The following is a 22199-nucleotide window of genomic DNA, read 5'->3' as shown; positions in this document are numbered from 1 at the left end:
ACGCCCGCCGCGCGAGGCCCCGAGGAGGGGAGATGACCATGCAAACGACAGGCAAGTCCCATTCGCTCCTGATGGGCTATCTGCTGTGGATCTTCGGATTCCTCGGCGCCCATCGCTTCTACTACGGCAAACCGGTCACCGGCACCATCTGGTTCCTGACCGCCGGCCTGCTGCTGATCGGCTGGCTCGTCGACCTCTTACTGATCCCCGGCATGGACCGCCGGGCCGACCGTCGCTACCTCGAGGGCCCGAAGGACTACAATCTGGCCTGGATCCTCCTGACCTTCCTCGGCCTATTCGGCGTCCATCGCTTCTATCTGGGCAAGTGGCCAACGGGTCTCCTCTGGCTCTTGACCGGCGGCCTCTTCCTCGTCGGCTACGTCTACGATTACTGGACGCTGAACGACCAGATCGACGAGGTCAACGCCGGCGCCCCGTCCAGCCCACCGCCCTGACATCGCCAGCCCCGCCGACCGAACCCACCGACCGCCCACCCGCGCGATGGGATCGGAAGGCGATCGATCGCGGGGAACCCTAGACCCCGCGTGCACCGCAGACCGCCACCCGCACGCCAGTATCCAGCCGCCCACGACGATGCCGCCGCCCCCCGACGTACCCGCCCTGATGGCCCTCGCCCGAGCCCTGCGCGCCCGGGCGCGGGCCGCCAACCATCGCGGCACGCTGGTCCTCGCCGGCGATGCGGACTGGACCCTGGCCGCCGCACAGGCGGCGACGGCCGACGGCGCCGCGCTCTGGCTGACGAACCGGGCCGTCGCGGCCCGGACCCAGCCGCTTGAGAGCGCGGATCAGCTGCTCGGCCAGGAGTTCGACGTGCTCGTCTACGATGCCCACGGCGGGCTCGACCCGGATGGCCTGGGGGCCGCCACCGGTACCCTGCGCGGCGGCGGGCTCTTGGTGCTCCTGACCCCACCGCTCGGCGACTGGCCGCGGCGATGCGATCCGCAGACGCAGCGGATCGCGGTGCACCCCTTCACACCGGCCGACGTCGGCGGGCGCTTCATCGCCCGCCTGGTACGGGTGCTCGAGGCCGACCCCGATTGCTCGATCGTCGACCAGGGCCGACCGCTGCCACCGCCCCCATTGCCCGCCGAGGCACCGTCGGCGCCCCCCTGCACGGCCGCCTCGCCGGCCAGGCCGGCGACGGCCGATCAGCAGCATGCCGTCGCGACCATCGTCAAGACGGCCCGCGGTCGGGCGCGCCGTCCGCTCGTGATCACGGCCGACCGCGGCCGCGGCAAGAGCGCCGCGCTCGGACTCGCCGCCGCCCGCCTGCTCCTCGCCGACGGCGCACGCATCCTGGTCACGGCCCCGCGCCGCGCCGCCGTCGAGCCCATCTTCCGCCACGCCGCCGCGGTGCTCGAAGACAGCCCGACCGAGAGCCAAGCCGGCCGGGACGGTCTCGCCTGCGGCCAAGGCCGCCTCGCCTTCATCGCCCCGGACGCCCTCGACCTGACCGCCCCACCGGCCGACCTACTCTTGATCGACGAGGCCGCCGGCATCCCGGCACCGCTGCTCGAACGCGCCCTGACCCGGTATCGGCGGGTTGTCTTCGCCACGACCGTCCACGGCTACGAGGGGACCGGGCGCGGTTTCGAGGTGCGTTTCCGGGAGCGGCTCGAGCGACTCGCGCCGGACTGGCGCCACCTGACCCTCGCCGCCCCGATCCGCTGGGCGCCGCACGACCCGCTCGAGGCCCTGACGGCCCAGGCGCTGCTCCTGTCGGCCGCCCCGGCCGCGACCGAGGCGGTCGCCGCGGCCACGCCGGCCCGCTGCACGGCCGCGAGCCTCGACCGCGAAACCCTCGTCCAGGACGAGGCGACGCTCGCCGAGCTCTTCGGCCTGCTCGTCCTCGCCCACTACCAGACCCGACCGCTCGACCTGCGCCACCTCCTGGACGGTCCCAATGTGCGCATCCAGGTGCTGCGCCACGGCCGGGCGATCGTCGCGACCGCCCTCACGGCCGATGAGGGGTCCTTCGCGGCGGACCTGACCGAGGCCGTCTTCGCCGGGCACCGGAGGCCGCGCGGTCACCTGCTGCCGCAGACCCTCTCCGCCCACGCCGGTCTCGCCGAGGCACCGCGGCTGCGCTATCGGCGCATCGTGCGCCTCACGGTCCACCCGGCCCTGGTCGGGCGAGGCCTGGGGCGGCGGCTGCTCGAGGCGCTCGCGAGCGAGGCCGAGGCCGACGGGGTGGATCTCCTCGGCGCCAGCTTCGGCGCGACCCCGGGGCTCATCGCCTTCTGGGGACGCTGCGGCCATGCCCCGGCGCAGCTCGGCACGCATCGCAACGCCGCGAGCGGCGAGCACGGCCTGGTCGTCCTGCGCCCACTGACGGCCGCGGGCCGCGCCTTGCTGACCGAGGCCGCCCGGCGCCTCGCCGAACGCCTGCCACGCCTGCTGCCGGGGCCGCTGCGACAGGTAGCCCCGGCGACGATCGCCGCCCTGCTCGCGACCCTCCCGGCCCGCACGCCCCGGCTCACCGCCGGCGAACGACGCGAGCTCGCCGCCTTCGCCCACGCACGGCGTGCGCTCGAGCCCACCCTACCCCTCCTCGCCGAACTCGCCAGCGCGCGCCTCGGCGCCGCGCTGCGACAGCGGCGGATCGGGAGCGAGCTTGCCGCCCTCGTCGTCGCCGTCGTCCTGCAGCTGCGCCCCCCCGCCGAGGCCTCCGCCGAGACCGCCGCGCACGGGCGTGCCGACCTGATCGCGCAGTTGCGCCAGGCGAGCGCCCTGTTGCTCGCGGGCTGAGCGTCGCGACGCCGGGTCTGGGCCAGCGGTTACAATGGCCAGCACTGCCAACGCCTGCGCTCTCCACGCCACCGGAATTCGATGTACCTCTGGATCAACGACGAGAACGGCCGCTACTACCAGGCACACCTGACCCGCGACCTGTTCGGCGCCTGGACCCTGGTCGCGAGCTGGGGCTCGCGCGAATCGCGCCGCGGCGGCGGCAAGCGCATCAGCCTGCCGTCGCTCGAGGCGGGGCTTGCGCGCCTGCGCGCGATCGACCGGCGGCGCACCCGGCACGGCTACCGACGCGTCGAGGGGGAACTGCCCGGGGGCGAATCCGCGGGCCACTGACGTGCGCAGCCGCCCAGGGCGTTTGGTCGGGGCCCGAACGTCCGGTATCCTTGACGTCAATGATGCTTCGCAGAGGCGTCACCGCTCGGCGATCGGCAAGGACCGCCCCCATATCAGGCATCGTCGGCACCTTTCGGGAACCGCGACCGACCTCGATCGGTCTTACGAGCCGACTTTCTTTGTTTCAACGAGGAGTAAACCAACAGATGGCCGACTCGAACTACACCTTGTCCCGCACCCATGAACAGGTGCTCTCCAGCAACAAGGTGTTGAAGAACACCTACCTGCTCCTGTCCGCGACGCTCGGGTTCAGCGCACTGATGGCGGCCCTCTCGGTCGCCCTCCAGCTGCCGAGCTGGATGTACCTGGTCTCGGTCATCGTCGCGATGGTGATGGGCATCTTCGTGCTGCCGCGCACCGCCAACTCGGCCGCCGGCATCGGCGTCATCTTCGCCATCACCGGCCTGCTCGGCCTCGGGTTGGGGTCGATCCTGACCATGTATCTGGCCCTGCCGCACGGCCCGCAGACGATCGCGACCGCGTTCGGCGGCACCGCCACCATCTTCCTCGCCCTCTCGGCCTATGCGCTGACCAGCAAGCGTGACTTCAGCTTCATGGGCGGATTCATCTTCGCCGGCATGATGGTGGTCCTGATCGCGATCGTCGCCAACCTGTTCCTCGCCATCCCGGCGCTGTCGCTGACCATCTCGGCGGCGATCATCCTGCTGATGAGCGGCTTCATACTGTTCGACACCAGCCGCATCATCAACGGCGGCGAGACGAACTACATCATGGCGACCTTCAGCCTGTACCTGAGCATCTTCAACATCTTCATCAGCCTGCTCCAGATCCTGGGCATCATGGGCGGCGACGACTGATCGACGCCCGCCCCGATCGGCAATCCGCCCCGGCCCCGCGCCGGGGCTTTTCGTTGGAGGCCCGACACCATGGAGCTCTTCCTGAAGATCGCGGCGGCCGCCGCGATGATCATGCTGCTGATCTACCTCTGGCCGGCCTTCAAGCACTGGCAGGAGAACGGCCCCAAGGCCCAAGCCGGCGACTGGCGGGCCGCGCTCCTGCCGCTCGCCGGCGTGGTCCTGTTCGTCGTCCTGCTCGTGCTGGCGGTGCGCTGATGCGGACCGCCGGCCGAGGCGGATCTGTTACCGGCAGGAAGGATTCGACCCGAATGGCGCAGCCGCGTCGGGTGAGACGCGCCGCACGGCGGTCGCTGACGACGAACGGGCTCGCACGCGCCGTAACCCGACAGCGGCCTCGGCGGGCGCCGCGTCGCCGGCCGTCGGGTTACGCCCCGAGGGGCTAACCCGACCTACGGCCCCGGCGCAGCTCGGCACGGCCCGTAGTCGGGTGAGGCGCGCCGCACGGTGGCCACTGACGACGAACGGGCTCGCGCGCGCCGTAGCCCGACAGCGGCCTCGGCGGGCGCCGCGTCGCCGGCCGTCGGATTACGCCCCGAGGGGCTCACCCGACCTACGGCCCCGGCGCAGGTCGGCACGCGGCCCGGAGGTCGGGTGGAACGCGCTAGCCGAGCCACTCCTGGCCGCCCATGTAGGGCCGCAGGGCCTCTGGGATGCCGATCCGCCCGTCCTGTTCCTGATAGTTCTCGAGCACGGCGACCAGCGTGCGCCCCACCGCGAGACCCGAGCCGTTCAGCGTGTGCACCAGCTCTGGCTTGCCGGTCTCGGGGTTGCGCCAGCGCGCCTGGAGCCGCCGCGCCTGGAAGTCCTCGAAGTTGCTGCACGAGGAGATCTCGCGATAGGCCTGTTGGCCCGGGAGCCAGACCTCGAGGTCGTAGGTCTTGGCGGCCGAGAAGCCGAGATCGCCGGCGCACAGGGCGACGACGCGATACGGCAACCCGAGCCGCTGAAGGACCGTCTCGGCGTGTCCGGTCAGGGCCTCGAGGGCCTGGTAGGACGCGTCGGGGCGCACGATCTGCACGAGCTCGACCTTCTCGAACTGGTGCTGGCGGATCATGCCGCGGGTGTCCTTGCCGTAGGAGCCGGCCTCGCTGCGGAAGCAGGGCGTGTGGGCGACGAAGCGGCACGGCAGCGCGTCGGCCTCGAGGATCCGATCGCGCACCAGGTTGGTCACCGGCACCTCGGCCGTCGGGATCAGGTAGTACGGGTGCTCGCCAGCGAGCCTGAAGAGGTCCGCCTCGAACTTCGGCAACTGGCCGGTGCCGCGCAGGCTGTCGGCATTGACCATGAAGGGCACATAGACCTCGGTGTAGCCGTGCTCGGCGGTGTGGACGTCGAGCATGAACTGGGTCAGCGCCCGTTGCAGCCGGGCCAGCGGCCCGTGCAGGACGACGAAGCGCGAGCCAGTGAGCCTAGCCGCGGCGTCGAAGTCCATCCAGCCATTGGCCGCGCCGAGGTCGACGTGATCGAGCGGCGCGAACTCGAACGACCTGGGCTCGCCCCAGCGCCGCACCTCCTGGTTGGCGGCCTCGTCGCGGCCGTCCGGGACGCTCGCGTGCGGCAGGTTCGGCAGGCCCAGGGCGATCTCCCCGAGCGCCTCCTGCACCTCCTGGAGAGCCGCGTTGGCGGCCTTCAACTGCTCGCCGAGGGTGCCGACCTCGGCCATCAGCGGGGCGACGTCTTCGCCCTTCGCCTTGGCCTGGCCGATCGCCTTGGAGCGGGTGTTGCGCTGGTTCTGGAGGTCCTGGACCTCGACCTGGAGGGCCTTGCGCCGCGCCTCCAGGGACTCGATAGCCGCACCATCGACGCGCAGACCACGGCGGGCCAGGCCCTCGGACACCACCGCCAACTCCGACCGTAACAATCTGGGATCTAACATCTGGAACCGCCCGTTGCACCTCGAGGGCGGACGTCCCGCGGACGCGGCCCGCCTCCCGTCTTGGCAAAATCATCATTATAAGGCAGGGACGCGGGCCGTTCGCCCCGGCGGACGCCGTTTGACCAAGGTCAAGTTCGCGCCGCGCCGCCGCCTGCTAGGTTCCCGCCCATACCCTGCGGAGACCGAAGCCATGACGACGATCGAGACCTTCTTCACGACCGACCACCGCGCGTGCGACCACCGCCTCGCCGACCTCGAGGCGGCCGTCGCGGCCGATGAGTGGGCCGACGCCGAGGCGCGGCTGGCGCGCTTCGAGCAGGACCTGGAGCGGCACCTGGGCCGCGAGGAGGAGATCCTGTTCCCGGCCATCGAGGCGGCCAATGGGGGCACGCTGGGGCCGACCGAGGTGATGCGGCGCGAGCACGCGCAGATGCGCGCCCTGCTCGGGGAGGCGCGGGCGGCGGTCGAGGGGCGCGACCAGGGCACCGGCCTCGGCCTCCTGGAGACCCTGATGACGCTGATCCAGCTGCACAACGTCAAGGAGGAACAGATCCTCTATCCGCTGGCCGACCGCTGCCTGGCGCCGCAACGCGCGGCCCTGTTGGATCAGGTGCAGGCGTTCGCGCGATGACCCACGCGCCCCGAGTCATGACGCTGGATGTCCGCGACCTGCCACCGCCCGAGCCGATGGAGCGCGTCCTCGATGCCCTGCCGGCGCTCGCCGCCGGCGACCTGCTGCGGCTGCGCCACCGGCGCGAACCCTTTCCGCTGTACCCGATCTTGGCCGATTTGGGCTTCGATCACCGGGTGCGCACGCCGCCCGACTGCCCCTTCGAGATCCTCATCTGGCGTGCCGACGGCCCGGTCCCGGAGGCACCGACATGATGGGCCTCGCGGGTCTGTCGCTCGAACGCACGCCGCCCCTGTGGATACCGACCCCCTTCATGATCGCGGCGCCGCTGTTCGGGACCCTGTTCGCGCTGGCCCTGATCATCGGCGCACCGCCCCTGCCGTCGCGCTGGTCGCCGACCCTGATCGGCGCTACCCATCTGCTGGTGCTCGGGTATCCGATGATGGTCATGTTCGGGGCGATGCAGCAGATGCTGCCGGTCGTCGCCGGGTCGCCGGTCCCGCGCGGGCGGGTCGTCGGTCTGCTGCTCTTCGCCCTGCTCGCGCTCGGCACGCCCCTGCTCGCACTGGGGCTGATGGCGACGCGGCCCTGGGCGGTCGGCCTCGGCGGGGGGTTGGTCGTCGGTAGCATCCTGCTCTTCATCGCCAGCGCTCTGGTCAGCCTGACGCGCAGCCCGGCCGGCGGCCCGACGATCGCCGCCCTCTGGCTGGCGGTGCTGTCGTTGCTCGCGACCCTGCTGCTCGGCGCGTCGCTGGCGAGTGGCCACCTCGGCCTCGGCTGGCCGCTGCCACGCACGATGACCGACCTGCACCTGGCCTGGGGCCTGGTCGGTTGGGTCGGGCTGCTGATCGCCGGCGTCGCCTATCAGGTGGTACCGATGTTTCAGATGACGCCGGAATACCCGCGCGCCTTCGCCCGCCTGTATGCCCCGTTCGTGTTCGTCCAGTTGGGCCTGCTGACGATCGCCGAGACCGGACCGGCCTCCCCGTGGACGACCGCGCTGGCCCCGCTCGCGACGGGCCTGACCGCGCTGGCCCTCGCCGCCTTCGCGCTCGTCACACTACGGCTCCAGGCGCAGCGGCGCCGGCGCATCGCCGATGTCACCCTGACCTTCTGGCGGATCGGCCTGCTGGCCCTGCTCGCCGCGGTCCTGCTCTGGGCGACCGGCTCGCTCTGGCCCGCGCTCGCCCGTCAGCCCGCCTGGCCGCTGATGCTCGCGTGGCTCTTCGTCGTCGGGTTCGCAATCTCGATCATCAACGGGATGCTCTACAAGATCCTGCCCTTCCTCGTCTGGCTGCACCTGAACCAGGCCCGCGCCCGCCACCCCCGACCGGGTCGGCGGATCCCGACGATGCACGAGATCATCGCCCCGCCGCGCGCCCGCCTCCAACTGGGTCTGCACCTGACCGCGCTGCTGGCCGGGGGGGTCGCGCTCCCTTGGCCATCCCTGTGGGCGCCGGCGCTCATCGCCTTCGCCGGTTCGAACGCCCTCTTGACCTGGAACCTGGCGCAGGCCATCGGCCGCTATCGGGGCGAACTGGGCGCGTCGTGACGACCGATCGGGCGACGTGTTTCACGGATCGGGATCCACGAAGACCGACGTCGTCGAGCGTGGTGATTCGGGCAAAAAAAACCCCGCCACAATCCTTGTCGCGGGGGTGCTGTCGCCGGGCTTGGTCGGGGGGGCGTCCCTGCGCGTGCTCCCTGCACATGGACCCATCCGTGAGGTTCCTTTCTTTGGCGACGGTTATAGGATGGCACAGGGGCCGGCATTCGTCCCCCCCTTCGACCCGGCGAGGACGTCGGAATTTTCCCGTGATTTATCAGGGTTTCCCTGAGGGGCACCTTGAGAAATCGAAGGTGCCCGAGTGCGGCAAGGACGCCCGGCCATTGCCAGTCGCCGAGGCGACTGAAAATGAGGCGAAGCAGATGCGCCTTTTAGGAGATTGCCCGGATGGCAATCTTTCGAGGGCGCTCAGGGTGCGGCCGGGCGGCGCTGGCGCAGCGCCTCGTAGAGGCAGATGCCGGTGGCGACCGACACGTTCAGGCTCTCGACCCGACCGAGCATCGGCAGGCGCACGAGGCCGTCGCAGCGTTCGCGGGTCAGGCGCCGCAGCCCGCGGCCCTCGCTGCCCATCACGAGCGCCAACGGGCCAGTCAAGTCGGCGTCGAAGAGCGCCTGATCGGCCTCGCCGGCCGTACCGATGAGCCAGACGCCGCGCGCCTGCAGCGCCGCCATCGTGCGCGCCAGGTTCGTCACCTGGATGTAGGGCACGGTGGCCGCGGCACCGCTCGCGACCTTGACGACGACCGGCGTGAGGCCGACCGCGTTGTCGCGCGGCGCGATGACGGCGTCGACCCCGGCGGCGTCGGCCGTGCGCAGGCAGGCCCCGAGGTTGTGCGGGTCCTGGACCTCGTCGAGGATCAGCAGCAACGGCGGCCCGGCGGCCGCGGCGAGGATGGCCTCGAGGTCGGCCTCGCGCCCCGGTGCGCGCGGTCGCACCCAGGCCAGCGCCCCCTGGTGATTGAGCCCGTCGCCGACGGCATCGAGTTCCGCGCGGGCGACTTGGCGGATCCTGACCCCGGCCTGCTGGGCGAGGGCGGCGAGCTCGGCCAGCCGGCGGTCGCGGCGGTCGCGCTCGAGCCAGATCTCGGCGACCGCGTCGGCGTCCGAGCGCAACGCGATCCGCACGCTGTGGATCCCCCCCACCGGGGCGAGATCGCGCTCGGACATCGCGCCCTCAGCCCTTGCGGCGCCGTCTGGAGCGGCGGCTCGGCGCCTCGCCCTGGCCCTTTCCAGGTTGGCCCTTCCCACCTTGGCCCTTGCCGCTCCCCTTGCCCCGCCCGGCCGCCGCCCCACCCTGCGCCCCGCTCGGGGCCAGCACGAAGTCGATCTTGCGCTCGTCGAGGTTGACGGCGGCGAGCTTGACCCGCAGCCGGTCGCCGAGGCGGTAGACGGTGCCGGTGCGCTCGCCGGTCAGGCGCCGCCCGACCGGATCGAAGTGGTAGTAGTCGTTGTCGAGGGCCGTGATGTGGACGAGGCCGTCGATGTAGATGTCGTCGAGCTCGACGAACAGGCCGAACGAGTTGACGCTCGTGATGGTGCCCTCGAACTCCTCGCCGAGCTTGTCCTGCATGAACTCGCACTTCAGCCAGGCCTCGGCGTCGCGCGTCGCCTCGTCGGCGCGCCGCTCGGTCCCCGAACACTGCTCGCCGATCCCTTGGAGCTGCGGCTTGGAGTACTCGAGGTCGGCCGCCGTGCCCCCGGCGAGGATGTGCTTGATGATCCGGTGCACGATCAGGTCCGGATAGCGGCGGATCGGCGACGTAAAATGGGTGTAGGCCGGATAGGCCAGCCCGAAGTGGCCGACATTGTCCGAGCTGTACATCGCCTGCTGCATCGAGCGCAGCAGGACCGTCTGGATCAGGTGACGGTCGGGCCGGTCCTTGACCGCCTCGAGCAGGGCCGCGAAGTCCTGCGTCGTCGGCTTCTTCGCGCGCCCGGGCAGCTTCAGGCCGAGCTGGCCGAGGAATTCGCGCAGGTCGGTGACCTTCTCATCGTTCGGCGTCTCGTGGATGCGGTACAGGGCCGGCATCCGCTTGCGCTCGAAGAGCCGCGCGGCGGCGACGTTGGCCGCCAACATGCACTCTTCGATGAGACGGTGGGCATCGTTGCGCACGAGCGGCACGACCGCCTCGATCCGCCCCTGTTCGTTGAACTGGAACTTGGTCTCGGTGGTATCGAAGTCGATCGCGCCGCGCTCGGCGCGGGTGGCGTGCAGAACGCGATACAGGGCATGGAGCTCGTGCAGGTGCGGCAAGAGCTCGGCATGGCGGGCGCAGAGCTCGGGGTCGCCGTCGACGATCATGGCCGCGACCTCGTCGTAGGTCAGACGCGCGTGCGAGCGCATCACCGCGGCGAAGAAGCGCGAGCGGGTCACCTTGCCGGCGTCGCTGAGATAGAGCTCGCAGGTCATGCAGAGGCGATCGACCTGCGGGTTCAGCGAGCAGAGGCCGTTAGAGAGGACCTCGGGCAGCATCGGCACGACGCGGTCGGGAAAATAGACCGAGTTGCCGCGGGCGAAGGCCTCGACATCGAGCGCCGAGCCAGGCACCACATAGGCCGAGACGTCGGCGATGCAGACCAGCAGCTTCCAACCCTTGGGCGTCCGCTCGCAGTAGACGGCGTCGTCGAAGTCGCGCGCGTCGGCGCCGTCGATCGTCACCAGCGGCAACCGGCGCAGGTCGGTCCGCCCGGCCTTGTCCTGCTCGGGCACCTCGCTCGTGAAGGCGGCGCTCTCGGCCTCGACCTCGGGCGGCCAGGCGACCGGCAGGTCATGGGTGCGGATCGCGATGTCCGTCTCCATGCCCGGGGCCATGTGATCGCCGAGGACCTCGAGGATGCGCCCGATCGGCTGTGTATGCTTGGTCGGCTGGTCGGTGATCTCGGCGACGACGATCTGCCCGGTCCGGGCCCCATCGAGGCGATCGCGCGGGATGACGATGTAATGGTTCAGGCGCTTGTTGTCGGGCTTGACGAAGCCGACGCCGCTCTCCTGATAGAGCCGTCCGACGACGGTGCGGGTACCGCGCTCGAGGATCTCGACGACCGCCGCCTCGAGCCGCCCGCGGCGGTCCTGCCCGGTGACGCGCACGACGACCCGGTCACTGTGGAACAGCGCGCGCATCTCCTTCGGATAGAGATACAGGTCGTCGCCGCCGTCGTCCGGCTTGACGAAGCCGAAGCCGTCCGGGTGGCCGATGACCCGCCCGACGATGAGGTCGCGCTTGTTGACGAGACAGAAGGCGTCCCGGCGGTTGCGCACCAGTTGGCCATCGCGGACCATCGCGCCGAGGCGCCGCTCCAGGGCGAGCAGGTCCTCCTCGTCCTGGAGCGCGAGGGCGCTCGCGACGTCGGCGAACGCGAGCGGCACGCCCGCCTCCTTCAGGACCTGCTGGATGTATTCCCGGCTCGGGATCGGCTTGGCGTACTTCTTCGCTTCGCGTTGGTGATGGGGATCCAAATCCCTCGGGGTCTTGTCGTCTCGATTTCGCTTTGCCACAACTGGGCTCGTATCTGCTCAAAGGTGGTTAGTGTACCCTTGACAAGGCCGCCCTGTCTCACTAGGATTGCGGTCCTTCCGGTCGGGGGCGCAATCCTAGTGAGGCAGCGCGGCCCCGCCCGAACGAGTCACCTGCCGAGGTGGCGGAAGTGGTAGACGCGCTAGTTTCAGGTACTAGTGGGCGAAAGCTCGTGGAGGTTCAAGTCCTCTCCTCGGCACCAAATTGCACAGGCCAGGCATAGGCCCGGCCCGTACGATCCAAGAGGGGCGCTGCTCGCGAGCAGCGCCCCTTTTTCGTTCGGCGAAGATGCGGCCCGTTTGCGGATTGTCGCTCCAGGGGCCGGGACGGTTTGCTATCGTACAGCCGTCGCCCATAGGTGGCGAGGCCGCCGGATACCTGCACATGACCGTCGATCCATCCCGCCACCCACGCGCGACCAGCGGGGTCTGGCCGTTGCTGGCCGCCTCCGGGCTCATCGCCCCATCGCTGGCGCTCCTCGTCGCGCTCCTCGCCGCCATCACCGCGCTGCTGCTCGATGCCCTCGGCGCGGCGCGAATCGACCCGCTGCGCGTCGGCCTGCCCTTCCTCGTCGTCGCCCTGATCGCCGTCGTCATGATCGCGTGGCGGCTCGATCGCCTGTTGCTGCGCCCGCTCGTCGAGCTGCACCGCTCGGTCACCCGGGTCTGCCAGGGCGAGCCCGGGGCGAGCCGCGGCCTGCAAGAGATGGGCGTCCTCGACGGCCTGGCCCACGACATCGCGAGCCTCAACGAGGAGCTCACCGAGCTCTACGAGGAGATGGACAGCCGCGTGGCACGCCAGACGCAGCGCCTCGCCCAGAAGACCGCCTCGCTCAAGATCCTCTACGACGTCGCGGCGACCATCAACCAGGCCGAGGACCTCGAAGACCTGCTGCTGCGTTTCCTGCGCGTCCTCAAGCAGATGATCAACGGCTGCGCGGCGACGGTGCGCCTGACGATGCCCGACGGCCACCAGCGCCTGATCGGCGCGATCGGCCTCGACGACAGGCTGGTGCACGATGCGGACATGGCCCCGGTCGATCTCTGCCTCTGCGGCACCGCCCTCTCGCCCGGCGACGTCGTCTGCGACAACGAGGCGCGTCTCTGCGCGAGCCTCTATGGACGACACATGTTCACGAGCGAGGAGGTCGAGGTCGTGAGCGTGCCGCTCGACTATCACGGCGAGCAGCTCGGCCTCTACACCATCGTCATCGACAAGCCGGGCATCCGCGCGCGCGAGGACATCCAGGACCTGCTCGCGACCGTCGGCCATCACCTCGGGGTGGCCGTCGCCAAGTACCGCTCCGATGCCGAGACCCAGCGTCTGTCGCTCGTCGAGGAACGCAACTCGCTCGCCCACGAGCTGCACGACTCGCTCGCCCAGACGCTGGCCAGCCTGCGCTTCCAGTGCCGGCTCCTCGCCGACTCGCTGGCCGGTAGCGCGATCCCGGCCGAGGCCCACAGCGATCTGGGTCGCATCCGCAACGGCCTCGACGAGGCCAACACCGAACTGCGCGAGCTGCTTGCGAGCTTCCGCGCGCCGCTCGACCGCCGCGGACTGGTCCCGGCGCTGGCCAAGCTCACCGAGCGCTTCGGCCAGGAGACCGGCGTGCACGTCTTCTTCCAGGACAACTGCCGGCCCTTCGAGCTGACCGCGACCGAGGAGCTCCAGATCCTGCGCATCGTCCAGGAGGCCCTGGCGAACATCCGCAAGCACGCCCAGGCCCACATGGTCCGGCTCCTCCTGACCCGCGAGGCCAGCGGCACCTATGTGATCCTGGTCGAGGACGACGGGGTCGGCTTCAACGCCCCGACGCGCGACGCGCGCCCAGGCGAGCACATCGGCCTCTCGATCATGGAAGAGCGGGCGCGGCGCATCGGGGCCGAGCTGCGCATCGAGAGCGAACCCGGCGAGGGCACCCGGGTCGAGCTCTTCTTCACGGCGCAGCGCCGCACGCGCCCGCCGGTGGCGGCGGCGGCCTGATGCGCGTCCTCTTGATCGACGACCACGCGCTGTTTCGCGTCGGCCTGCAAGAGCTGCTGGAGCGGCGCGGCATCACGGTCGTCGGTGCCGTCGGCGACTGCCACGAGGGCCGCCGCCTGGCCGCCCAGACCGCCCCCGACGTCGTCCTGCTCGACATGCGCATGCCCGAGGCGAGCGGTCTAGAGGTCCTGCGCCGGCTGCGCGCCGAACACCCGACCCTGCCGATCGCGATGCTCACGACCAGCACCGATGAGCACGACGTCATCGAATCGCTGCGCGAGGGCGCGCAGGGCTACCTGCTCAAGGACATGGAGCCCGACGAGCTGATCGCGGCCCTCGGTGAGATCGTCGCCGGGCGCACGACGGTCGCCCCGGACCTCACCGGCATCCTGGCCAAGGCCGTGCAGGCGGCAGCCAAGCCCGCCCAGCCGCAGAAGACCTTCTCCGAGCTCACACCGCGCGAGCTGGAGATCCTCTGCCACCTGGCCGGCGGGCACAGCAACAAGGTGATCGCCCGCAGCCTGGGGATCACCGAGGGCACGGTCAAGCTCCACGTCAAGGCGATCCTGCGCAAGCTCGCGGTGCACTCGCGGGTCGAGGCCGCCGTCATCGCCGTCGAGAACAGCCTCTGCCTGCGCGGCCAGCCGCGCGATGCCGCGGGCGCGACCGACCGCGCACCATTCGAGGAAGATCGATGAAGAATTTTCTCGCGTTGATCCAAGACTGCCTGGCCGACGTGCGGGAGATCATGCCCTGGGATCTGGTCGAGCGGCTTGCCGCCAACCCGGACCTGCTGATCGTCGACGTGCGCGAGCCCTACGAGTTCGAGGCGATGCACATCGCCGGCTCGCTCAACGTGCCGCGCGGTATCCTGGAGTCGGCCTGCGAGTGGGACTACGAGGAGACCATCCCGGAGCTGGTGGAGGCCCGTGCGCGCGAGGTCGTCCTCGTCTGCCGCTCCGGGCACCGCAGCGTGCTCGCGGCCAACTCGCTGATCGTCCTCGGCTACCAGGACGTCGCCTCGCTGCAGACCGGCCTGCGCGGCTGGAAGGACTACGAGCAGCCGCTCGTCGATGGCGCCGGGGCGCCGGTGGACCTCGACGAGGCCGACGTCTACTTCACGCCCCGCCTGCGCCCCGAGCAGCTGCGCCCGAGGGACTGAGGCAACTCCCGCGGGACAAGAGACCTCTCGATGGGGCCATCAGCTTCCAGCCGTCAGCTTCCAGCCGTCAGCCGTCAGCCGTCAGCCGTCAGCCGTCAGCCGTCAGCCGTCAGCCAACGGTAAAGAGGCCTTGCGTGAATCCGGCTCACCCGCTCGGTGGAGGCTGCTACGGTGTCCGATGCGCGTCGCGCACCGTCCAACGGCCGCTCTTCGGTTCGATGGACAGCCGCGCAAGCCGGGTGCGTTCTCTTCCGGGAGTCGCCTGACCGCCCGTCCCCTCAGAGCCCGTGCTCCTGGCGTAGGCGCAGCTGGAGGCGGCGCGCCTGGCGCAGGGCCTCCTTCAGCATCATCCGCCGCAGCTCGTTGAGGGCCGACGGGGCGACCCGGTTGGCCGCCTCCGGGTCCCGGGTCTGAAGCTGGCGCTCGAAGCGGAAGCGCTGCACCAGGTGGAAGGCCTCGATCTCGGCGGCCGTATCCGCGCCGCCCCAACGGCGCGCGGCGGCGACGGCCCGCAACCGATCGGCGGTGCCGGTCGCCCAGACCCCCTCGCGCAGCGCCCACAGGCGCGCGGCATCGGTGAACAGCCGTGCGCCACGCACCTTCAGATCGATCGTGCGCGGGTGTTCGCGGTTGCGATCCGATCGCAGCCGCCCGCCCCAGCCGAGCGGCGGCGCGACGGCCAGGGCCTGCTCGGCGAGCGCGCGAAAGAACCGATCATGGCCGGGCGCCTCGGCAGCGAGCCAGGCACGCAGCCGATCCACGGGCTCGTCGTTGCCGTAGAGCGGGCGGAAATCGAAGAAGATGGTGCCGTTGAGCAGCGCCTGCGGCTGCGGCACGCGCAGCCAGGCGGCGAAGCGCCCCTGCCACTCCTCGGCGCTCAGGCAGCAGGCCGCGTTGCCGGCCATGATCCCGCCGCGACAGCGCTCGAAGCCGCAGTGGTGCAGGGCCTCGTTGACCGCCCTGGCGAACGGTAGGAAGGCCTGTCGCACCTCTTCGGTGCGCTCGGGCGCCGACGGCACGAAGAGCAGCCCATTGTCCTGGTCGGTGGCGAAGGTCTGCTCCATGCGACCCTCGGAGCCGAAGACCATCCAGCACCAGGGCACGGGCGGCAGGTCGTACTCGTCCTCGATCAGCTCGATCGTGCGCATCCCGATCAGGTCGTTGAGGCCCGAGAGCCACTGGCAGAGTGGCTCGACGGCCATCCCGGAGCGCAGCAACTCGGCGGCGCGGCGGCGCACGGCATCGGCCGCCGCGGTCATCGCCGCGAGGTCGCGCGCCGCGTTGATCGCGCCGATCAGGGCCTCGGCGCCGGCAACGCGCGGCCCGAGCAGGTCGGCCTGCCCGACCAGGCCGAAGAGGCGGCCGTCCGGTTCGGTCAGCAAGACATGGGCGACGCCGCGCTTGGCCATCATCACCCGGGCACGGTGCGCCGGGGCATCGGCGGCGATCGTCAGCGGCGCACCGAGCATCGCCGCGGCGACCGGCCCATCGAGCCCGCCGCTCTCATCGATCAACGACAACATCTCGGGCAGCCGGATCAGCCCGAGCGGCAGGCCGCTGGTCGGATCGGCGACGATGGCCACATCGCCCCCCGCCTCGGCGATCCGCTGGAGCGTCGCGCGCACCGTGCTCGCCGGCGCCACGACGACCGGCCGCGACCGCGCCAGCGCACGCAACGGGACCTGATCGGATGCGGTGTCGGGCGCGGCGGCCCGGGCCTGGATCTCGCTCATGGCTCCCCCGGCTGGTGATGGCTCGGCGCCGGTCCCCCTCAGGCGTCCCGCGCGAGCAGCTCGGCGATCTTCCTGACCAGGTCGCGGGTCGAGAAGGGCTTGGGCATGTAGGCCTCGGCGCCCAGCTCGAGGCCCTTGCGCCGCTCGGCCTCGCGCCCCTTGGCGGTCAGCATCAGGACCGGCGTCGCGGCCAGGTCCGGATCGGCGCGCAGCGCCTCGAGCACCGCGAAGCCATCGAGCTTCGGCATCATGACGTCGAGGACGATCAGGTCCGGCCGGCAGCGCCGCGCCTCGGCCAGGCCCGCCTCCCCGTCACCGGCGACCCGCACCTCATGACCCTCGCGCGTCATCAGGAATTCGAGCGATATGACGATATTGGGCTCGTCATCGATGATCAGGATGCGTTTGGTCATAGTCGGATCCTCGCTCCGCCTGGGCCGGTCGATGGGCGGGAAGTTCGAAGCAAAGGGTAGCACCTTTTCCCGTCCCACCCGCGACCCACAGGCGACCGCCCAGGTGTTCGACGATCTGGCGGCTGATCGGCAGGCCGAGCCCGGTGCCGAGCGGCTTGCCGCCGCTCGCCGACTGGCGGAACTTCTCGAATACCAGGCCGCGATCGGCCTCGGGGATCCCGGGGCCGTTGTCGCTCACGCAGAGGCGCCAGCCGGGGCCCGCCGCGACGAGGCGGATGCCGACCCGCCCGGCGGCCGGCGGCGCGAACTTGGCGGCGTTCGAGAGCAGGTTGACGAGCACCTGGACCAGGCGGTCGCGATCGGCCCAGACCAGCGCCGGTGCCGCCGGGACATCCTGGCGGACCTCGATGCCCCGCTCGGCGACGAGTCGCCCGGTCGCGGCGAGGGCCTGGTCGATCACCGCCTGCAGCGACACGACCTCGGTGCGCCAGTCGACGTGGCCGGACTCGATCTTGGCCAGATCCAGGACCTGGCTGACCAGGCGCGAGAGCCGCTCGGTCTCGCTGACCAGGATCCCGAGGAAACGCCGGCGTTGCTCCAGCGGCAGATCCGGGTCGTCGTGGAGGATCTCGGAGAAGGCGCGGATCGAGGCGAGCGGCGTGCGCAGCTCGTGGGTGACCGAGGACATGAAGTCGTCCTTCATCCGGTCGAGCTCGGTGAGGCGCCGGTTGGCCTCGCGCAGCTCGGCCGTCGCCGCCTCCAGGGCGAGCGATTTGCGCTCCAGCTCGCGGCTGTAGGCGCGGATCTGCGAGGCCTCGTCGAGGATGCTCAGGACCTCGTCGAGGCCGATCGCCTCCTCGTCGGTGACCGAGGCCACCATGACCCGTGCCGAGGCACCGCCGACCGCCCCCGAGAGCAGGGTTTCGGCAAAGTCGACGGTCTCGCCATCGGCCGGCAGGGCCGCCGGATCGGCGATGCCGCGCGCCTGCGCGAACCGGCCGAAGGCGGCCTGCGTGCGCTCGACACCGAGGAACCGTTCGGCCAGCGCCCTCAGCTCGGCGACCTCGGCGCTACCGCGCCAGAGGGTCGCCCGCTTCAGGGCGGCGCGCCGCTCGACATCGACGAACAGCCGCGCCTGCGCGGCCTCGACGGCATTGGGCTCGCGCAGCGCCGAGACCGCGACGAAGGCAACGATATTGGCCGTCAGGCTCCAGAACAGCCCATGGGTGATCTCGTTCCAGCCGACGACGCCGAACAGCGCGAGCGGTGCCAGCAGATCGAGCCCGCCCGGGCCGGACTCCATGAAGGCCACCGGCAGCCAGGCGGACTTGGCGAACGACGGCAGCAACAGGGTGTAGACCCAGACGAGAAAGCCGGCGCTCAGCCCCGCCAGCGCCCCCTCGCGGGTGCCGCCGCGCCAGTAGAGGCCGCCGATCACGGCCGGCGCGAACTGGGCCACGGCGACGAAGCTGATCAGGCCGATGCTGACCAGCGCATAGGCCTCGCCGGCGAACCGATAGTAGAGATAGCCGAGCAGCAGGATCGCGACGATCGCCCCACGGCGGATCGCGAGCAGCCGCCGCCCGAGGTCGGCCGGCGGCGAGCGGCCGCGCGCGCGTCGCAGCAGGAGCGGCAGGATCAGGTCGTTGCTGACCATGGTCGAGAGCGCGATGGTCTCGACGATGACCATGCCGGTCGCCGCCGACAGCCCGCCGACGAAGACCAGCAGCGCCAGCCAGGGTTGCTCGAAGGCGATCGGCAGCGTCAACATGAAGGTGTCGGCGTCGACGTCGCCGTCGGGGAAGACGACCAGCCCGGCGACTGCGATCGGCAACACGAACAGATTGATTAGAAACAGATAGAGCGGAAACAGCCAGATGGCGCGGCGCACGTGGCGCACGTCGCCGTTCTCGACGACGGCCACCTGGAACTGGCGCGGCAGCAGCATCACCGCCAGGGCCGCAAGGCCCGAGATCGCCAGCCAATCGAGCAGCGGCGGGATGTCCGGCGACAACGGCGGCAGCGACGGCGGCGGCGCGACGCCCTCGAGGTTCAGCAGCCGGTAGGTGATGTAGACACCGGCGACGAGGAAGGCGACTAGCTTGACCAGCGACTCGACCGCAATCGCCGCGACCAGCCCCTCGTGCCGTTCGCTGGCGTCGAGCTGACGGGTCCCGAAGAGGATCGTGAAGGCCGCGAGCAACAGCGCGATGACGAAGGCCGTATCGCCCCACAGCGGCTGGTCCCCGTCGCCGGGCATCCGCACCTCGGGGTAGTGGTGGAGGATCTGGAAGCTCCAGGCGATCGCCTTGAGCTGCAGGGCGATATAGGGCACGACGCCGACGACCGCGATCACGGTCACCAGCCCACCGAGGACCTGGCTCTTGCCATAGCGCGAGCCGATGAAGTCGGCGATCGAGGTGATCCGCTCGGCCTTGCTGACGCGGACCATCTTGACCAACAACGAACCCCAGAGCAGCGCCATCAGCGTCGGCCCGAGGTAGATGGTGAGGAAGTCGAGGCCACTCGCCGCCGCCCGCCCGACGCTACCGTAGAAGGTCCAGGCCGTGCAGTAGACCGCCAGCGACAGCGCATAGATCGTCGGGTGCGCGATCACCGAGCGGCCCTGGTCGGCGCGGCGGTCCGCCCAGTAGGCGACGCCGAACAGGAGCCCGAGATAGGCGAACGCCAGGCCGATGATCAGGGCGTTACCGATCATGTCGACGCCCCGCGCCCGGTCAGTCGCCCAACCGCGACAGCACCCAGGCCGCCGCTGCGATCACCCCGCCCCAGACGGCGAACAGGTAGATGAACAGGACCGGGATGCCGAACCAGCGCCCAGCCCCCTCGAGCGGCAGCACCAGCGGCGAGAACAACAGCAGCAGCGCGGCCAAGAAGACCGCGAGCAGGCGCTTGTGCAGGAGGCGTGTATGAGGCATCGTCGGTCGCGGAGGCCCGATCCTGTGCGTGGGTACGCCGTGCGCAACCTCAGCGATCGAGCTTCTCGAGCACCTGGCTGGCGCGATCCGCGGGCCGATAGTACGACAGGTGCCGCGCCATGTCGGCGAGCGCCTCGTCCCGCGCCGCGGCGGTGTCGTACCAGCGGAAATACTCCCAACCCTCGCCCAGCAGATGGGCGGCGCCCATCGGATCCCCGGCGGGCAAGGTCACGCGAATGCCGAATCGTTTCACAGCTCCCCCTCGTGCTCGGTTGGATGCGATCGCGGCACCGCACCCGGCAGGCGACCGGTCCGCGCGATGCCGAAGATTCATTATAGGACTCGATCCCGTCCCCCGGCGGTCGACGACCCCCGCGCCGGGGTGGGTTAGACTGGTGCGGTGAAGACGCCACCCACCTCGTGCGCCTCGGGCCTCGGCCTCATCGACCAACTCGCCGAGCGGCAGATCCGCGACGCGATCGGCCGCGGCGAGCTCGAGGACCTCCCGGGCGCCGGCCGGCCGCTGACGCTGGAGGACCTGTCGATGGTCCCCGAGGACCTGCGGGCCGGCTATCTGCTGCTGAAGAACGCGGGCTTCCTGCCCCCGGAGCTGGAGGCGTTGCGGGAAGTGCGCGACGTGGAGGCCCTGATCGATCGCATCGAGGACCCGGCCCTGCGTGCCCAGGAACTGAAGCGCCTACGCCTGCTGGAGCTGCGCCTGCGCGAGGCCGGCCAGGGCCTCGGCCGCGCCGTCGAGGCCGAATACCGCGACAAGCTCCAGGCCCGGCTCGGGCACGGCTGACCCGGCGCGCGTGATGGGGACCTCGAAATCTTTCAAGGCGTTCTGATCCATCAGCCCTGCGCGTCCCACCAGGCCGGCAGATCGGCGATCGAATCGATGACGCCCATCGGGCGGATCTCGCCCTCGAGGTCCCCGGGGCGGTACTTGCCGGTCTTCACCAGCAGGCCGCGGATCCCGCTGTCCTGGGCCCCGCCGATGTCGCCGCGGATGTCGTCACCGATCATGCAGGCCTCCTCGGCGCCGACGCCGAGCTGCGCGAGCGCGGCGGCGAAGAAGGCCGGCGCCGGCTTGCCGAGCACCTCGGCCCGCCGACCGCTCGCGTACTCGAGGGCGGCGACGAACGGTCCGGTATCGAGCCGCAACCCGTCCTCGGCCTGCCAGTAGCGGGTCATCCCCAGCGCGATCAGGGCTGGCCGGGACGGCTGCATCAGCTGGCGGAAGGCGCCGTTCAAGGCGGTGAAACCCCAGCGCTCGCCGTAGTCGCCGACGACGACGGCCGCGACCAGCCCATCGAAGCCCGGCTCGGCCAGCGGCAACGCGGCGAAGTCCTCGACCGTCGCCGGCGCGACATAGAGGACGACAGGCAAGGCCGCCGCCTTGCCGCGCCCGGCGAGCCGTCGCGCCGCAGCCGCCGGCGGCGTCCAGATCTGCCCGGCATCGGCAGCGATCCCGAGCCGCGCGAGCTTCTCGACCAACGCCCGGCGCGGCCGCGACGTCGTGTTCGTCACGAACAGGAACGGCAGGCCGCGCGACCCGAGCCACGCGAGCGTCTCGCGGGCGCCGGCGAGCAGCCGCTCGCCCTGATAGAGGACACCGTCCAGATCGACCAGGAAGGCACGGATCGGGGCCGCCATCGGCATCCCTCCTCTTCCGGAACTCGCCGAACCGGCCACCAGGGCCGACCGCCTTCGCTCTCAATGGTTGAGCAGGACTCGGAAATCAACCGCCTTCATCGACCGAGCGGCGTCACCCCCGCCAATGCCTCGGATCATCGAGCGCATCGTGAGCAGGCCGGACGGCGGGATGCGCGGCGCTTTCCTGAATGGCGGGATGCGCTACGCTTTACCGAATGGCGGGATGCGCTGCGCTTTACCGAATGGCGGGATGCGCTGCGCTTTCCCGCCCTACGCGGCTCGGAGCATCGCGACAGGGGCACGGCTCCTAAGGCCAGATGAGCTGGAGCAGGAACATGGCCGCGAAGATGGTTGCGGCCATGCTGAGGATCCGCGCCAAGGGCTTGATCTGCTGGAAGACGCTCAGGCGTTGCAGACCCCAGGACGCGCCCATCACCGCGAGGGTCGCGACGAGGGCGAAGACGAGTTTGGCGATGATGGAGCCTTCCATCGTGATCTCCTGTCAGGGTTGAAGGATTCGGCACCGCGGGCCTTGGAGTCGCCGGCAAGCCGGCCACCACGGGGGCGCCGACGCGAGGTCGGAGGCGCGGCGTCGGATCGGGTGCGCGATGCCGTGCGCGATGCTGGGGCGCGACGATACCCGAGGTGGCGAGGGCTCACAACGGGATTCGGGCGATCCGGAGG

Annotated in this window: 22 protein-coding genes and 1 tRNA gene; 13 read left to right on the top strand and 10 right to left on the bottom strand. The window is 70.7% G+C overall.

Features of this window, described 5'->3' with window-relative positions; genetic code table 11:
* Positions 1-32 precede the first annotated feature (32 nt).
* The 5 genes from CKO41_RS05265 (at position 33) to CKO41_RS05245 (ending at position 4235) form a co-directional block, all read left to right on the top strand.
* Positions 33-455, top strand: a complete 423-nt coding sequence (locus tag CKO41_RS05265; RefSeq protein WP_242463984.1) for an NINE protein — start codon at positions 33-35, stop codon at positions 453-455.
* 169 nt (positions 456-624) lie between these two features.
* Positions 625-2769 (top strand): tRNA(Met) cytidine acetyltransferase TmcA, encoded by a 2145-nt coding sequence (locus CKO41_RS05260; protein ID WP_242463983.1) that lies wholly within the window; start codon positions 625-627, stop codon positions 2767-2769.
* 81 nt (positions 2770-2850) lie between these two features.
* A complete protein-coding gene (locus CKO41_RS05255; RefSeq protein WP_200254455.1) occupies positions 2851-3102 on the top strand; it encodes a hypothetical protein in 252 nt (83 codons plus the stop codon).
* Positions 3103-3308: 206 nt separating this feature from the next.
* On the top strand, positions 3309-3980 hold the full coding sequence (locus CKO41_RS05250; RefSeq protein WP_200254457.1) for a Bax inhibitor-1/YccA family protein: 672 nt from the start codon (positions 3309-3311) through the stop codon (positions 3978-3980).
* A 69-nt stretch (positions 3981-4049) separates the two neighbouring features.
* A complete protein-coding gene (locus CKO41_RS05245; protein WP_200381455.1) occupies positions 4050-4235 on the top strand; it encodes a hypothetical protein in 186 nt (61 codons plus the stop codon).
* Between the two features lie 406 nt (positions 4236-4641).
* Here CKO41_RS05245 and serS read toward each other — a convergent pair whose 3' ends face one another.
* Positions 4642-5916, bottom strand: coding sequence for a serine--tRNA ligase (gene serS / locus CKO41_RS05240; RefSeq protein WP_200381454.1), 1275 nt, complete (start codon positions 5914-5916; stop codon positions 4642-4644).
* Between the two features lie 190 nt (positions 5917-6106).
* On the opposite strand from serS, the gene CKO41_RS05235 reads away from it, so the two are divergent.
* The 3 genes from CKO41_RS05235 to CKO41_RS05225 are packed head-to-tail and all read left to right on the top strand — an operon-like array spanning position 6107 to position 8099.
* A complete protein-coding gene (locus CKO41_RS05235; RefSeq protein WP_200254463.1) occupies positions 6107-6547 on the top strand; it encodes a hemerythrin domain-containing protein in 441 nt (146 codons plus the stop codon).
* Positions 6544-6801: a DUF2249 domain-containing protein gene (locus CKO41_RS05230; RefSeq protein ID WP_200254465.1), complete on the top strand. Its 258-nt coding sequence runs from the start codon at positions 6544-6546 to the stop codon at positions 6799-6801. The genes CKO41_RS05235 and CKO41_RS05230 overlap by 4 nt, the downstream gene beginning before the upstream one ends.
* On the top strand, positions 6798-8099 hold the full coding sequence (locus CKO41_RS05225) for a hypothetical protein (protein WP_200381453.1): 1302 nt from the start codon (positions 6798-6800) through the stop codon (positions 8097-8099). Before CKO41_RS05230 ends, CKO41_RS05225 begins: the two co-directional genes overlap by 4 nt.
* Before the next feature lie 423 nt (positions 8100-8522).
* Here the strand turns inward: CKO41_RS05225 and rlmB are convergent, their stop codons facing one another.
* Complete coding sequence (gene rlmB / locus CKO41_RS05220) at positions 8523-9281, bottom strand: 23S rRNA (guanosine(2251)-2'-O)-methyltransferase RlmB (RefSeq protein ID WP_200381452.1); 759 nt, start codon at positions 9279-9281, stop codon at positions 8523-8525.
* Positions 9282-9288: 7 nt separating this feature from the next.
* Positions 9289-11610 (bottom strand): ribonuclease R, encoded by a 2322-nt coding sequence (rnr, locus tag CKO41_RS05215; protein WP_200381451.1) that lies wholly within the window; start codon positions 11608-11610, stop codon positions 9289-9291.
* 134 nt (positions 11611-11744) lie between these two features.
* On the opposite strand from rnr, the gene CKO41_RS05210 reads away from it, so the two are divergent.
* The 4 genes from CKO41_RS05210 (at position 11745) to CKO41_RS05195 (ending at position 14774) form a co-directional block, all read left to right on the top strand.
* Positions 11745-11831, top strand: a tRNA-Leu gene (locus CKO41_RS05210).
* Between the two features lie 182 nt (positions 11832-12013).
* Positions 12014-13612 (top strand): sensor histidine kinase, encoded by a 1599-nt coding sequence (locus CKO41_RS05205; protein WP_200381450.1) that lies wholly within the window; start codon positions 12014-12016, stop codon positions 13610-13612.
* A complete protein-coding gene (locus CKO41_RS05200; protein ID WP_200253911.1) occupies positions 13612-14310 on the top strand; it encodes a response regulator in 699 nt (232 codons plus the stop codon). Before CKO41_RS05205 ends, CKO41_RS05200 begins: the two co-directional genes overlap by 1 nt.
* Entirely contained in the window at positions 14307-14774 is a 468-nt protein-coding gene (locus CKO41_RS05195) for a rhodanese-like domain-containing protein (protein ID WP_200253909.1), read from the top strand. Before CKO41_RS05200 ends, CKO41_RS05195 begins: the two co-directional genes overlap by 4 nt.
* Positions 14775-15052: 278 nt before the next feature.
* Here the strand turns inward: CKO41_RS05195 and CKO41_RS05190 are convergent, their stop codons facing one another.
* The 5 genes from CKO41_RS05190 to CKO41_RS05170 are packed head-to-tail and all read right to left on the bottom strand — an operon-like array spanning position 15053 to position 20112.
* Positions 15053-16507 carry a DUF294 nucleotidyltransferase-like domain-containing protein gene (locus tag CKO41_RS05190; protein ID WP_200253907.1) on the bottom strand — a complete coding sequence of 485 codons (1455 nt, stop codon included), beginning with the start codon at positions 16505-16507 and terminating at the stop codon, positions 15053-15055.
* Between the two features lie 38 nt (positions 16508-16545).
* Positions 16546-16920 (bottom strand): response regulator transcription factor, encoded by a 375-nt coding sequence (locus CKO41_RS05185; protein ID WP_200253905.1) that lies wholly within the window; start codon positions 16918-16920, stop codon positions 16546-16548.
* The gene (locus CKO41_RS05180; RefSeq protein WP_200381449.1) at positions 16892-19639 is read right to left on the bottom strand and encodes a sensor histidine kinase; all 2748 of its coding nucleotides are present in this window, start codon (positions 19637-19639) and stop codon (positions 16892-16894) included. Before CKO41_RS05180 ends, CKO41_RS05185 begins: the two co-directional genes overlap by 29 nt.
* A gap of 19 nt (positions 19640-19658) precedes the next feature.
* Entirely contained in the window at positions 19659-19859 is a 201-nt protein-coding gene (locus tag CKO41_RS05175; protein ID WP_200255135.1) for a hypothetical protein, read from the bottom strand.
* Positions 19860-19908: 49 nt separating this feature from the next.
* A complete protein-coding gene (locus CKO41_RS05170; RefSeq protein WP_200255137.1) occupies positions 19909-20112 on the bottom strand; it encodes a hypothetical protein in 204 nt (67 codons plus the stop codon).
* 147 nt (positions 20113-20259) lie between these two features.
* On the opposite strand from CKO41_RS05170, the gene CKO41_RS05165 reads away from it, so the two are divergent.
* Complete coding sequence (locus CKO41_RS05165; protein WP_200381448.1) at positions 20260-20661, top strand: DnaJ family domain-containing protein; 402 nt, start codon at positions 20260-20262, stop codon at positions 20659-20661.
* 50 nt (positions 20662-20711) lie between these two features.
* On the opposite strand, the gene CKO41_RS05160 is transcribed toward CKO41_RS05165, so the two are convergent.
* Both CKO41_RS05160 and CKO41_RS05155 read right to left on the bottom strand, forming a co-directional pair.
* Positions 20712-21515: a TIGR01458 family HAD-type hydrolase gene (locus CKO41_RS05160; RefSeq protein ID WP_200381447.1), complete on the bottom strand. Its 804-nt coding sequence runs from the start codon at positions 21513-21515 to the stop codon at positions 20712-20714.
* 307 nt (positions 21516-21822) lie between these two features.
* Entirely contained in the window at positions 21823-22005 is a 183-nt protein-coding gene (locus CKO41_RS05155; RefSeq protein ID WP_200255143.1) for a hypothetical protein, read from the bottom strand.
* Between the last annotated feature and the right edge of the window lie 194 nt (positions 22006-22199).

The sequence above is a fragment of the Thiococcus pfennigii genome (assembly GCF_016583835.1).
Taxonomy (GTDB): domain Bacteria; phylum Pseudomonadota; class Gammaproteobacteria; order Chromatiales; family Chromatiaceae; genus Thiococcus; species Thiococcus pfennigii.
This window is presented reverse-complemented; position numbering and strand designations above follow the sequence as displayed.